The organism is Bacillus halotolerans (assembly GCF_001517105.1).
Lineage (GTDB): Bacteria > Bacillota > Bacilli > Bacillales > Bacillaceae > Bacillus > Bacillus halotolerans.
Map to the genome: position 1 here is coordinate 52,652 of NZ_LPVF01000014.1, position 13,838 is coordinate 66,489.

A 13,838-nucleotide genomic window follows, 5' to 3' on the forward strand; every position below is an offset into this window, starting at 1 on the left:
CAAAAACCAACAATAATATACCCGTAAAGATATGGTTTTAACCGAAAATCATAGCTGCCTGTCTAAATAATGCTTCTCTTGAAGGCGTTTTAAGCCCTTTTTGATTTTTTGGGCTCGTACTTCACCGATACCCTCTACTTCATCTAATTCTTCTGCACTGGCCTCAATAATTCTCGGCAGAACGCCAAATGCCTCCACCACATTCTCCACAATCGGCATCGGAAGGCGCGGAATCTTATTTAGCAGCCTGTATCCTCTAGGCAGAACATAGTCATCAAGATTTGTAGAAGCCGGATAACCAAGCAGCTTATAAACAATGGAATCGTCAAGCAAATCATAGCTGGACATATCCTGCAGCTCTTTTAAAAGGACAAATGGATCTTTAATTTTTTCTTTCACATAATCCTTAATAAATAAAGCAGCCTCTTCTTCCATATCAGTAATCAGTTCGATGACCTGCAGCTTAATCAAATGACCTTCTGTTCCCAGTTCCCTGATATACATGTTGATTTCATTTTTGATTCGCAGCACCATTTCATAACGGTGCATCACAGACAGAACATCGCTGAATGTAACGAGTTCCTCAAACTCCAATGCGTTTAGTGCATTAATCGTTTTGTCCAGAATTGTTTTATATTTTTCTAGAGTTTGAATGGCTTGATTCGCTTTTGTTAAAATAAACCCTATGTCTTTTAGTGTATACTTCATACTTTCCTGATATAACGTTATGACATTTCTTCTCTCAGAAATTGCGATAACGAGACAGCCGGTTTGCTTAGCTACTCTTTCGGCGGTGCGGTGCCGCATTCCTGTTTCTGACGAAGAAATTGTGGCTTCTGGCATCAATTGTGTATTGGCATATAGGATCTTTTGACCAGAATCACTTAAAATAATCGCACCATCCATTTTAGCCAGTTCATATAAATGCGCCGGAGAAAAAGCAGTGTTAATGTGGAAACCGCCATCCACCACTTCTTTTACTTTATCATTATATCCAACAACAATCAGACCGCCTGTATTTGCTCTCAGTACATTTTCTATCCCCGCTCTGAGCGGTGTTCCAGGAGCAACAAACTGCAAAATAGAAGACAGGTCTAACTCATGTTTCGCCCCTTTTTTCTCTTTTTCCATCTATTATCCTCCTAATGAAGTACGAAGTGCCTCTGCAACATTTGCTACTCCGATGACCTCAATCCCTTTTGGTTTCGTCCATCCATCCAGATTTGCCGCAGGTATGATCATGCGTTTAAAACCAAGCTTTGCCGCTTCTTTTACACGCTGTTCAATCCTTGATACCCGACGGACTTCTCCGGTTAATCCCACTTCTCCTATAAAGCAATCTGCAGGATTTGGAGGTGTGTCTCTAAAGCTTGATGCGATACTGACCGCTATAGCAAGATCAATCGCAGGTTCATCAAGTTTGACGCCGCCCGCTACCTTCAAATATGCATCCTGGTTTTGCAGCAGCAGACCTACTCTTTTTTCTAACACAGCCATTAACAGTGACACCCTGTTATGATCTATCCCTGTTGCCATGCGCCGCGGATTGCCAAAGCTTGTTGGCGAGATGAGCGCCTGAATTTCAACAAGAATCGGCCTTGTACCTTCCATAGAAGCCGTTATGCTCGACCCCGCAGATCCCGCCGAACGCTCTTCTAAGAAGATCTCTGAAGGATTCAGTACCTCAGTGAGCCCTTCTTCCCGCATTTCAAAAATACCCATTTCGTTTGTAGAACCAAAGCGGTTTTTTACAGCCCGTAAGATTCGGAAAGTATGGTGACGTTCTCCTTCAAAGTATAAAACAGTGTCAACCATATGCTCCAGCAGTCTCGGCCCCGCTATGGATCCTTCTTTCGTTACGTGACCTACAATAAATATCGGAATACCTTTTGTCTTTGCAATTTTCATCAGCTCGGCTGTACATTCTCTTACCTGTGACACACTGCCGGGAGCCGAGGTGATATCGCTTTGATAGACCGTTTGAATAGAGTCAACAACCACAAACGCTGGATTCATCTCTTCTATAGCAGACGAAATATACTCCATATCGGTTTCGGATAAAACATGCAGTGAGGGATTATTTATGCCCAGACGGTCTGCTCTTAATTTCGTTTGTTTTACCGATTCTTCTCCTGAAATGTACAGAACATGACGTGTTGAACCAGATAACTGAGCGGATACTTGCAGCAATAAGGTCGATTTTCCGATGCCGGGGTCCCCGCCAATTAAAACAAGTGAGCCCTTCACCACACCGCCGCCGAGCACTCTGTTAAACTCGCCAAGCTGGGTTTTTACCCGGGGTTCTTCTGATGTTTCGATTGATGTAATCGGTGAAGGTTTCTGTACGGTTTGAACAGAATGAGAAAAAGCCGCTCTCCGATTGGCCGGCGCTTTTTTAATCATTTCTTCCACCATTGTATTCCAAGCACCGCAGCCCGGACATTTCCCCATCCATTTTGGAGACTCGTAGCCGCAGGATTGGCAGATGAATTTGGATTTTGTTTTAGCCATATTAAAATCTTCCTCTTACTATAAAATTAAGACATACCATAATATATGTATGTCTTTAAAAAGTTCGTACTGAGTATTAATTTTACGACAGAGAATCACATGTATTAATGAATTAGTATTGATAGTCATCCATAAACATTAAACTGTTGTATGCATTTACTATTCGAGCTTCCGATTCATTTACCTCTTTAAACTTATGACAATTTGAAACAGCTCCTTTTAGAAGGACCTCTAATACATCTTCATATTCGTAACTTTTTTTATTCCTTTTAAATTTCGACAAAATTAATCCTATTGTGGCTGTAACTTGAGCAGTCGCTATACTCGTACCATAAGTTAGGTCATATCCTCTTGGTAAATCTAAGGCCTTTCCGATAATAGAAGGTTCTTTACCTAACGGAAGAGTTGTTAAAACCATCTGCCTTATATCAAAAAAACGGTTTTTATTCCAAGAGTCCCCTAACTCCCCGCCATAACCACAGATAGTAATACAATCTCCGTAATTTGAGTAATCAGCCAAAGACATATTTTTCTTTACTGAAGCTACCCCTATAACCCCATCTAGAGAAGTAGGTAAAATATACAAATCGTCATTCGCAAATTCCTGATTATATCTGCAAATTTTCCGCTGATCATTTCCAATAGAAGATACTATAAACGTATTCCTATCCAAAAGTTTTTCAACAATTTTATTGTATTCCCTTATTTCAATTAGGTCTTTCTGGTTTTTTAGAGCATTATAAGCTCCTAAACTTAAGTTTATTATATCCACTTTTTCATCATATGCTTTATAGAGAGCTTGTAACACAAAACTTGCACTTGAAGTATTATCCCTCATAACTTTATAAGGGATAAGTTTTAAATTAGGACCAATTCCTAATAATCGGCCTTTAGCTGCGATGATTCCGGCAATTTGAGTTCCATGACCAATCTTGTCATTAATTGAATCGTCTACAAAAGATATTGCTTGCTCCAAAATAATATTATCTTTTAAATCTGGATGGTTCACATCAATGCCGCTATCTATAATTGCTATTTTAACATCTTGACTCCCTTGTTCAGAACGGAAGGTTTTCCCGCTTCCTGTTATTAAATCTACAGACCAACCCCACTTTTTATATAAATCAGCATTTTGGATTAACTCTATAGTTTCCATCAAGTCTACTTAACCTCCGATAGGTCAAACTGTAGATCTACTAACCTTCTATATAAAGGATGCATTTCATAAAGATCTTTATGGGTACCAGAGCCAGAGATACGACCATCTTCTAAAATAATGATATTGTCTGCAGATAATATAGTAGACAATCTATGCGCGATAACCAAACTTGTTTTCTCCCTCATTAAGTTATCTAACGTTTTTTTAACTACTTCCTCTGAGTGACTATCTAGATTTGAAGTTGCTTCATCTAACAATAATAATTTGGGATCTCTAAGAATTACTCGGGCTATTGCAATTCTTTGTCTTTGGCCAGCAGACAACCTCATACCCTTTTCTCCAACCTCAGTGTGTATTCCCTTAGAGAAATCTTCAATTTCTCTTTTTAAATACGTTTTTTCCAGAACACTATCTATTTGTTCCTTAGTAAAATCTCCTTTTGTTCCATATAATATATTGTCTAGTATAGTTCCATCAATTATTGGACTCTCCTGAGTTACATAACCAATATGTTTTCTCCACTCCTGCAATTTATATTCGGAAATTAACTTATTATCAAAAAATATTTTACCTTTATTAGGCTCATATAAACGTTCTAACAGCGCAAATATTGTTGTTTTCCCCCCCACTAGGGCCGACTAAAGCTGTAACAGTACCTGGTACCAAAGTAAAAGATATATCTTTTAAAACTTCTTTCTCCTCATTATAGCTAAAATTAACGTTTTTAAAGGAAATTTTGGTGTTTTCTTTACTGATTTTAACACCTTCTGTATCTTCTACTTCTCTATTAAAAATTAAACCATTAACTCTATTAATCGCTCCTAATGACTTTTTATAAGTAACAAAAAACTCACCAATAGAACTCAGAGGGATTATTATTTGAATCAAATACATTATAAACGCCATCAAATCTCCGCTCGTTAAAGTGTGCGAAGAAACTCTAAAACCCCCATACATAATTATGCTGACAATAATCAACATTAAAACTAAACTAATCAGAGGCGTTAATATAGAAAAAATTTTCGCTTCTTTTAGGGACTCTCTATAAATGTTTGTTGCGTTCTCAATCCCTTTTTTCTCTTCAATGCTTTCTGTATTGGAGATCTTTATTAATTTAATGTTATCTAACACTCGATTCAAAAAAGTTGTTAAAAATCCAACATAGTGTTGCTGTCTTTGTGATATTGAAAGAACTTTTCCGCCCATTGGCAATAAAAATAAGGTTATTAACGGTATTGATACAATTAAAACTAAAGTTAATTTCCAATCTAAAACCATCAATATTACTACAGAACCAGTAACCGCTATAACACTAGACACAAAAGATATTAAATCGCTTCCAAAAAAATCTTTGATAATTAAAGTATCATTAGTTATTCTGCTAATAATATCTCCTGATTTGTTTTTTTCAAAATAGTTCATACTAAAAGTGAATATTTTTTGATGCCCATAACTCTAATAGATTTCACTACATTTTGTCCAATGCAATTTAAGAGGTATAATAAAATACCTGAAAGAAATGCTTGAAGTAGTAACACCAGAGATAAAAGAACAACCGTAAAATAATCAAGGCCGTTTGATAAGCTATCCACCAAATGCCTTGTAATAAGTGGTACTGATAAACTAAATGCTGTCTCTAGCAAACTTAATAGTAAACATATCAACAATATATATTTTGGCAGTTTTATAACACTTAACAATTTGTAAACTTGTTTCACAATATCACCAACAAATTTAAATTTGTAAGCCCTCTAATATAGAAGGCTTTTTATACTATGGGTTGCTCTAGGGTGAGAATATTAGGTACGCTTGAAAAATTATTTTCGTAAAGTAGAGCATACCCTACACCTGCAATTCCAGTCATTAATCCAAGGTCGAGCTCAAAATTTTGTTTTATATTGCTGAAGCTTAGAGAGTTTTTTATTTCTTTTATATTGTCAGATACTAAACGAATTAGCTTATTATTGTTTTGTTTTTTGGCTAGTTCTAAAATTATTAATTGAACTCCTAAATTTCCATGACATAGAGTTATGTCATTATTTTTTTCAGTTAAAAGCTTTTCAATTAACAATTTTTGTTCTATACCATTAAAATCTCTACCCATTTTATTTCTTGCTAATAGAATCCCAGGTGCTCCGTGGCACCAATAATTAGGATAAACCTCGTTATTATACCTTAAATCTCTCCAATTCTTCTTTTCTTTTGAGTAATAGGAATCTTCATAAACTAATAACATACTGATATAGGTTTCATAGCTTGTCTCTCCAGTAACATTATTAAGTTTTTGTAGAGCTAAAGCAATACCAGAAGCTCCATGAGAAATTCCTGTTAAAAATTCAAACTTATCTTTTTCTATATTACTTTTAATATATTCGATAATACAATCACCGAAAAATTTGGCTATACTTAGTGCTTTCTCTATATGCAGTGTATTGTAAATATTCAACAGCACAATAATAGCACCTGCATAACCACCTATAAAATCAAGATCATGATTCACATTATGTTTTAGAGAATCTATCTTTTTTAGAATCATCTTTACATCTTCTATAAATTCCGTTTTTTCAGGAAAAACTGAAATGTAATGGTTTAAAACATATAGGTATGAAGATAATCCATAATACGCTGAAATATTTTCATTTTCCAAAATTTTCGCTTTAGCGCTTTCTAGACATCTAAGTGCCATATTTTCGTATTCAGCTATATTATACTTTTTATTCAAATATAAGAAAAATAAACCGACTCCTAATAAACCCTCATACATACTTTCGTCTACTGGTGCTAAAATAAATTTTTCACCATCTATCTGTTTTCTTGAAATAAATGTAACAAGTTTTTTATCTTCATCCAGAATAGATTTACTCAGAATGAAATCACCTATTATAGCTGGAAGATCTCTGCCGTCATTTTGTTTAAAATGTTTACTGTAGTTCAATTTAGATTGAACTTCATTTAAATTTAAAAAACATTGTTTTATAAAATCTACTTGTTCTTTATAATCCTTTTCACTAAGTTGCTTTATTCTTTCTTTCACTATTGTTAAAGAATCTTTTTCAAAAAAACTTGTTATTCTTTCTCCTTTTGACGTCATTAAATCTTTTGAATTAACTTCTGAATAAAAATACGGTATATCGTGATTTAATAAATCTTTATATTCTCCGAAGATAACATCTAAGTTCTGAGGATTATTTTTATTCCATATATTTTCAAATAACAGATTTCTATCTAAACCATTCATTAAGTAATCAGGGTGCAGACTCCATTCTAAGAATTCAGCATAAGTTGCTGTATTCCGAAAAATGAACCTGAAATTTGCATCTTTAAAGGCTGTAATAGGGCCATCTTCACTTAGAAGTTCTTTTTTGTTATCTTTAAATAAATTGTATAAGGAAGTAAAGCCTTTTATAATTGAGTCTATATATTTACTGGGTTGGACTGTGTAACCATCGATAATTGGTTGATTTTGAGATCCTTCATACTCTTGTCTTGTTTTAACAAGTTTCATATTATCTGTGCCAACATTTTGAAAATCGAATGACTCATATGGCAAGTCTTGATTACCGCTTCCTCCAATTCCGCTTAAATCAAAATCCACACCCGTATAATTACTAACAGGCAACATCCCAGTTAAAATCACTGAATTGTTAATTTTATCCCACGCCAATTTATCTACGATATTATAGTCTTTATGTTCAATTTTATTCTGAAAAAGCGATTCAAGATCCACTAAAATGGGGTAAGCAGAATGAGCAATCATGTTCTCTAAATGAAAATCAGTGGCATTAAGCATATATAGTAAAGCAGTATATACACCTTGACGTTCATAAAATAACTCAATATCTTTTCTATTATTACATGGTATATGTTTTATAAATTTCTGCCATCCATAGCTCTTTTTATCAATTGACTTAACATATTTTAATTTAGGATGGAAATTTTGACGATTAATCCATTCGATAAGTTCTTCAAATTTCTTATCCATATGTAAAGATCTTGGTTTATAGATGAGTTTTTGACCGTTTTCAAAATTTAAACACATTATACTTCTGCCATTTTTATGATCATCACCTAAGCCCTTTTCTATAGAAACAAGCAAATCATCTAAAATGAGGTTGTTCTCTATAAGTTCATGTCTATCAAAAATAAAACGTGATATTGTCTCTTTAAAATTACTTATATTTTTTTTAATAGAACTTACAATTAATCTTGATAGAACCGGATATTCTTTTAACAACTTTATGATTTCTTTTGGATTTTCTATAAATCTTTTTGAGTAAGAGTAATATCTTTCATTTGGGGTTTCCCCAGTTAAGTTTCCTTTTAATCTTTCAATATTCAGATCAAGTATAAGGGTTCTTGAAACCAGTGAATTTAAGTTTTCTTGTATTGCATTTAGGAAAGAATCACGCACTTCAGACGTGTTAATATAGTTATAGTTAAATATATCTTTGAACTCAAAGTCTATTCTACGCGATGCCCAATCTAAAAATGGATAAATAAAGTACAGAAAAACTGATTGCTCATGTGAATGGATTCTGTTGGTGTATTCAGAAGCACCCCTAAATATTTCCTCTAATTCTTCAATCCACACACTCTCTCTAATCTTAAAATTATCCTTGGTGGAAATTAACTTCATAAAATCGTTGTAACTTTTATAATACTTCTTAACTTTCTCATCAAAGACTTCTTTTTTAAACCTGAGGTTAATAACCATTTATCATATTGATCATGTGTGATTTTAACATTGTTGTTAGGAACTCTTTCATTTATATATGAACCTTTTTTAAAGTCAACAACTAAATTGGTCATATGAACACTCCTCTCAAAAAAGAGGACTCAAAGAGTCCTCTTTTTAAGTAAGTTTTAAACTTTACATTTTATTTTAAATGTAGGACAGACTTTCAAGCTTACTCGAATGATTACACTTGGTGCAGGACTAACTGGTGTTGTCATTGGATTAACATTATCTTCACTGCCAAGCGTTGAAAATTGGTTAGCTTCAATAGACCCAGATGGATGATCTGCTACATCGGACAAGGTTTTTCTGAACTCAGGATCTTTCCATGCTCTAATGGTTCTTTCAATCTGTTTTTCTGACATATTTTTACCTCCTTGTAATTTGATACAAAAAATTATAATATATTTCCATGTGAACTGCAACAATTATCACAAAATTCCCATTTCTTTTTCACTATGTTTACATAGCCTATAGGTCCCTACTTAATGCTTACTTGTTTTGTTTGAAATTTCATGGTCAAATTTTATTTATAATAACAAAAAGCTCCCTTATGACCGAATCACTTAAAAAGAGACGTGCAATTTAAATGTGCACGTCTCTTTCATATTAAATATTCGTTTTAGCAGTCGTTTTTACGACAAATTCGCCATCTTCTACATCAAGAACGATATGGTGTCCTTTATGAATGTTACCTCTGAGCAGCTCTTCAGATAATCGGTCCTCCACATGTTTTTGAATGGCTCTTCTGAGCGGGCGGGCACCGTATTCAAGGTCTACGCCCTCTTCCGCGACTTTTGCTTTCGCAGCTTCCGTCAATTCAATAGAAAGGTCCTGTTCTTTAAGACGTTTCGTTAATTGATCAGACATCAATGACACGATTTCAGCCAGATGTTTTTTCTCGAGTGAATGGAAGACGATAATTTCATCAATACGGTTGATGAATTCCGGTCTGAACGCACGTTTCAGCTCACCCATCACTTTATCCTTCATGTCTTTATGATTTTGCGTCTCATCCTGAACGTTGAAGCCGACATATTTGTTGCGTTTCAGCTCACTTGCTCCGACGTTTGACGTCATGATCAGAATCGTGTTGCGGAAATCAACTGTACGGCCTTTAGAATCAGTCAATCGTCCGTCCTCAAGAACTTGAAGGAGGATATTGAAGACGTCAGGGTGCGCTTTCTCAATCTCATCAAGAAGCACGACAGAGTATGGTTTTCTTCTTACCTTCTCTGTTAATTGGCCGCCTTCATCGTATCCCACATACCCTGGAGGTGAACCTACAAGTCTAGAAGTCGAGTGTTTTTCCATGTATTCAGACATATCAATTCTAATCATGGCTTCTTCATCACCGAAGATAGACTCAGCAAGTGCCCGTGCAAGCTCCGTTTTACCTACACCTGTAGGGCCTAAGAATATGAATGAGCCGATTGGGCGTTTAGGATCTTTTAGCCCTGCTCTTGCACGTCTGACCGCTTTAGCAACAGCTACAACAGCTTCATCTTGGCCGATGACACGGGAATGAAGAATGCTTTCCATATTAAGAAGCTTATCAGTTTCAGTTTGAGCGATTTTTGATACAGGCACCCCAGTCCAGCTGGATACAACCATCGCAATATCATCCACAGAAACCTCTGAGTTTTCCTGTCCCTGCTTCTCTTTCCATGATTTTTTCGTATCTTCCACTTGTTCACGCAAACGCTGTTCCGTATCACGCAAGGAAGCCGCTTTTTCAAATTCTTGGCTTTGCACCGCAGCATCCTTCTCTTTACGAACTTCATCAAGTTTCTGTTCCAGCTCTTTTAAATTAGGAGGCGTTGTAAAGGAACGCAGTCTGACCTTTGAACCCGCTTCATCGATCAAGTCAATAGCTTTATCCGGAAGGAAACGGTCAGAGATATATCTGTCAGAAAGCTTAACCGCAGCCTCAATGGCTTCGTCAGTGATAGAAACGCGGTGGTGGGCTTCATATCGGTCACGCAAGCCTTTTAGGATTTGAATGCTTTCGTCTACAGACGGCTGATCAACCTGGATTGGCTGAAAACGGCGTTCCAGAGCTGCATCTTTTTCAATATATTTACGGTACTCATCAAGAGTTGTCGCACCGATGCACTGAAGTTCTCCGCGAGCAAGTGAAGGTTTCAAAATATTGGATGCATCAATGGCACCTTCTGCTCCGCCCGCTCCGATTAGTGTATGGAGCTCATCAATGAATAGAATGATGTTTCCTGCCTGACGGATTTCATCCATAACTTTTTTCAAGCGGTCCTCAAATTCACCGCGATATTTCGTACCGGCAACAACTGTTCCCATGTCTAATGTCATAACACGTTTATTACGCAATATTTCCGGAACTTCATTGTTAATGATCTGCTGAGCAAGGCCTTCTGCAATTGCTGTTTTACCTACACCTGGTTCTCCAATTAGAACTGGGTTATTCTTCGTTCTACGGCTTAATACTTCAATAACACGTTGAATTTCCTTGCTTCTTCCAATAACTGGATCAAGGCTATCTTCCTTGGCAATAGCGGTTAAATCTCTTGCCAGACTATCAAGCGTCGGTGTATTTGCATTGCTATTTGTTCCGGCTCCAGATGTCCCGGTTTCATTGCTTCCGAGAAGTTGCAGTACTTGTTGTCTTGCCTTATTAAGACTGACACCAAGATTATTCAAAACTCTTGCAGCAACTCCTTCACCTTCACGAATTAGTCCGAGAAGTATGTGTTCTGTTCCTACATAAGAATGACCTAGTTTTCTAGCTTCATCCATTGATAGTTCTATTACTTTTTTAGCTCTAGGTGTATAGTGAGGAACAGAGGTGGTACTTTCCTGTCCTCGACCAATCAAACTTTCTACTTCTTTTTGTACTTTATCTGAATTAAGACCAAGGGCCTCTAAAGCTTTAAATGCAATCCCTTCACCTTCACGAACTAATCCCAATAATATATGTTCTGTCCCAATATTTGTATGACCCAAACGGAGTGCTTCTTCCTGTGCAAGCGCCAGTACCTTTTGAGCTCGTTCTGTAAATCTTCCAAACATCATATCGATTCATCCTCCTGTCTATTCCCATTCATTTCTAAGTGAAGCCGTTCTCTGATAAGAGCCGCTCTTCGTATATCTCTTTCGTTCGGACGCAAAGCGCCTCCCGAGTACTGCTGTAAAAATCCCGGCTGTGTTAAAATCATCAGTTCATTAAGTATATTGCTTGAAAGTCCTTTTATAATGCCTAAGTCTATACCTAGCCGAACATCTGAAAGACACTTTGCAGTTTCTTTCGATTCTATCATCCGGCAATTGGACAAGACTCCATAGGATCGATACACACGATCCTCAAGCTCAATCTTAGAGGTTTGGTAAAGCGCTTCTCGAGCAGATCGTTCCTGTTCAATCAGTTGGGCAGCTACGCTGTTAAGATCATCGACAATATCCTGCTCCGACTTTCCAAGCGTGATTTGATTTGAAATTTGAAAGATATTTCCTACTGCTTCGCTGCCTTCCCCATAAATTCCTCTAACAACTAAGCCTAATTGATTAATAGCCGGTATAATTCGATTTATTTGCCTAGTTAAAACCAGTGCCGGAAGATGCATCATGACTGAAGCCCTTAAGCCCGTACCTACATTTGTAGGACAGCTGGTTAAGTAACCTCTTTGCTCACTAAATGCATAATCAACTTTTTCCTCAATCCAGTCATCAACTTGGTTTGCGGCTTTCATTGCTTGCGGAAGCTGAAAACCTGGGAAAAGACACTGAATTCTAATGTGGTCCTCCTCATTCAACATGACGCTTACTTCCTCATTTTCAGAAAGCAAACAGCCGCCAAAAGGAGACTCTGTCAAATTAGGGCTGATGAGATGCTTTTCAACAAGCACCCGTTTTTCTAAAGGCTGTGCGTCGTTCATTCTGATCAAAAGGAATTTGCCGACACCGGGAATTTCTTGTTCTGAAAACTGTTCTTCAAACTGTTGTAAGATGGATGAGGCTTCTTCATTGGAATATCGCGTAGGGAACCGAATATTTTCAAAGTTCCTAGCTAAACGTATGCGGCTGCTGAGTACAATGTCACTTTCAGGGCCTTTCTGCTTCATCCAACTGCTTAATGCGTCCTGAATAAAATGCTTTAGCGACATTACCCCTGTTCCTCCTCACTATCTGTACTTTTGAGTGACTGTTCTAATGAACGAATTTGATCTCTCACATGGGCTGCATTTTCAAATTCTTCTTGTAGTATTAAAGCTTCTAATTCTTTTTTCAACATATCGATCTGTCGTCTGACATGCAGATTGCCGCCTATACGTTTCGGTATTTTCCCGCCATGTACAGTGTTTCCGCTGTGAACTTTGCGTAAGATCGGTGTAATGTTGCTATGAAATGTTTTATAACATTCGGCACAGCCAAATCTGCCGGTTTTTCTAAATTGCTGAAATGTCATTCCGCACTTCGGACAAGCAGATATTTGCTCGGAATGGCTGAACATTTGTGTTCCAGCATTCTGAAATGAAGAATCCATGTTCAGTAAGCCTGATAGTAAATTATGAATAGAGAAACCATGACTTGCACTTATACCATATGAATCGCTATGTTCTTTTGCACATTGTTCGCAGATGTGAACCTCTTTTTTCTCTCCGTTAACAACCTTTGTAAAGTGAAAAGTGGCTGGTCTCTCATTGCACTCTTGACAAATCAATCTTTTCACCCGCTTATTTTAATTTTAAAGCGGTCAGCATAGCTTTCATCATTCTCGCTCTTAATTCATCACGTTCAGGCAAATCAATGTACAGTACTGAGCGATCCATCACGCTGACCATCATTTTTGCTTCTCTTTCAGAAATCACCTTGTCTTCTAATAGCCTTAAAATAATGTCATCAGAGGCTGCTTGAGACAAATGGGTATTAATTTGAGAAATAATATTATTGATTAGGACAACTTCATTATTCATTTTAATTTTAATGATTCTGATATAACCGCCGCCCCCGCGTTTGCTCTCAACAATATATCCTCTCTCGCTTGTAAATCTTGTGTTGATGACATAATTTATTTGGGAAGGAACACATTGAAATTTATCTGCAATTTCACTACGTTTAATTTCTAAAATTTCCTTGCCATTTTGATCTAACACTTGTTTCAAGTACTGTTCAATGATGTCAGAAATATTATGTCCCACTCAACCCCCTCCTTTATTGACTTTGACTATATTTGACTTTAATCTTACTATAAGGTGTTTTTCGAGAATTTTCAACTTTCTCGCTCTATCTTAAGTATTTCCATTTTCTAAATCCATAAAACCTGATTATTCACTTAAAATTTCTCTGTGAAGTTATTATATTATATAACTAAATGAAATTTTATGATACCAATAAGCAGAACGCAAAAAAAGGCAGCTCATATGAGCTGCCTTTTCGTTAATTGCTTGGCGGCGTCCTACT

General features: G+C 36.5%; 12 protein-coding genes. All 12 read right to left on the reverse strand.

Annotation, left to right across the window (positions count from 1 at the left end; genetic code table 11):
• Positions 1-48: 48 nt before the first annotated feature.
• The 12 genes from disA to ctsR all read right to left on the reverse strand — a co-directional run bounded on the left by disA (position 49) and on the right by ctsR (position 13,576).
• Positions 49-1,131: a DNA integrity scanning diadenylate cyclase DisA gene (disA, locus tag AU387_RS20200; protein WP_003242042.1), complete on the reverse strand. Its 1,083-nt coding sequence runs from the start codon at positions 1,129-1,131 to the stop codon at positions 49-51.
• A gap of 3 nt (positions 1,132-1,134) precedes the next feature.
• A complete protein-coding gene (radA, locus tag AU387_RS20205; protein WP_044153447.1) occupies positions 1,135-2,511 on the reverse strand; it encodes a DNA repair protein RadA in 1,377 nt (458 codons plus the stop codon).
• A 112-nt stretch (positions 2,512-2,623) separates the two neighbouring features.
• Entirely contained in the window at positions 2,624-3,667 is a 1,044-nt protein-coding gene (locus tag AU387_RS20210) for a S8 family peptidase (RefSeq protein WP_232460822.1), read from the reverse strand.
• Positions 3,668-3,672: 5 nt separating this feature from the next.
• Positions 3,673-4,299 carry an ABC transporter ATP-binding protein gene (locus AU387_RS21430; protein ID WP_059336723.1) on the reverse strand — a complete coding sequence of 209 codons (627 nt, stop codon included), beginning with the start codon at positions 4,297-4,299 and terminating at the stop codon, positions 3,673-3,675.
• On the reverse strand, positions 4,253-5,107 hold the full coding sequence (locus AU387_RS21435; RefSeq protein ID WP_269767604.1) for an ABC transporter ATP-binding protein: 855 nt from the start codon (positions 5,105-5,107) through the stop codon (positions 4,253-4,255). The genes AU387_RS21430 and AU387_RS21435 overlap by 47 nt, the downstream gene beginning before the upstream one ends.
• Positions 5,108-5,438: 331 nt before the next feature.
• The gene (locus AU387_RS20225) at positions 5,439-8,261 is read right to left on the reverse strand and encodes a type 2 lanthipeptide synthetase LanM family protein (protein ID WP_157722700.1); all 2,823 of its coding nucleotides are present in this window, start codon (positions 8,259-8,261) and stop codon (positions 5,439-5,441) included.
• Positions 8,262-8,302: 41 nt separating this feature from the next.
• The gene (locus tag AU387_RS21685; RefSeq protein ID WP_157722701.1) at positions 8,303-8,479 is read right to left on the reverse strand and encodes a hypothetical protein; all 177 of its coding nucleotides are present in this window, start codon (positions 8,477-8,479) and stop codon (positions 8,303-8,305) included.
• 54 nt (positions 8,480-8,533) lie between these two features.
• Positions 8,534-8,770: a mersacidin/lichenicidin family type 2 lantibiotic gene (locus tag AU387_RS20230; RefSeq protein WP_059336728.1), complete on the reverse strand. Its 237-nt coding sequence runs from the start codon at positions 8,768-8,770 to the stop codon at positions 8,534-8,536.
• A gap of 244 nt (positions 8,771-9,014) precedes the next feature.
• Positions 9,015-11,453, reverse strand: a complete 2,439-nt coding sequence (gene clpC / locus AU387_RS20235; RefSeq protein WP_059336730.1) for an ATP-dependent protease ATP-binding subunit ClpC — start codon at positions 11,451-11,453, stop codon at positions 9,015-9,017.
• Positions 11,450-12,541 carry a protein-arginine kinase McsB gene (mcsB, locus tag AU387_RS20240; RefSeq protein WP_059291687.1) on the reverse strand — a complete coding sequence of 364 codons (1,092 nt, stop codon included), beginning with the start codon at positions 12,539-12,541 and terminating at the stop codon, positions 11,450-11,452. The genes clpC and mcsB overlap by 4 nt, the downstream gene beginning before the upstream one ends.
• Positions 12,541-13,098: a protein-arginine kinase activator protein McsA gene (gene mcsA / locus AU387_RS20245; RefSeq protein WP_044153451.1), complete on the reverse strand. Its 558-nt coding sequence runs from the start codon at positions 13,096-13,098 to the stop codon at positions 12,541-12,543. The genes mcsB and mcsA overlap by 1 nt, the downstream gene beginning before the upstream one ends.
• A gap of 13 nt (positions 13,099-13,111) precedes the next feature.
• Positions 13,112-13,576, reverse strand: a complete 465-nt coding sequence (ctsR, locus tag AU387_RS20250) for a transcriptional regulator CtsR (protein WP_010332747.1) — start codon at positions 13,574-13,576, stop codon at positions 13,112-13,114.
• Positions 13,577-13,838 lie beyond the last annotated feature (262 nt).

Excerpts from the sequence above, each read along its gene's own strand:
- disA (WP_003242042.1), bottom strand. The coding sequence starts at position 1,131 with ATGGAAAAAGAGAAAAAAGGGGCGAAACATGAGTTAGACCTGTCTTCT.
- radA (WP_044153447.1), bottom strand. The coding sequence starts at position 2,511 with ATGGCTAAAACAAAATCCAAATTCATCTGCCAATCCTGCGGCTACGAG.
- AU387_RS20210 (WP_232460822.1), bottom strand. The coding sequence starts at position 3,667 with ATGGAAACTATAGAGTTAATCCAAAATGCTGATTTATATAAAAAGTGG.
- AU387_RS21685 (WP_157722701.1), bottom strand. The coding sequence starts at position 8,479 with ATGACCAATTTAGTTGTTGACTTTAAAAAAGGTTCATATATAAATGAA.
- AU387_RS20230 (WP_059336728.1), bottom strand. The coding sequence starts at position 8,770 with ATGTCAGAAAAACAGATTGAAAGAACCATTAGAGCATGGAAAGATCCT.
- clpC (WP_059336730.1), bottom strand. The coding sequence starts at position 11,453 with ATGATGTTTGGAAGATTTACAGAACGAGCTCAAAAGGTACTGGCGCTT.
- mcsB (WP_059291687.1), bottom strand. The coding sequence starts at position 12,541 with ATGTCGCTAAAGCATTTTATTCAGGACGCATTAAGCAGTTGGATGAAG.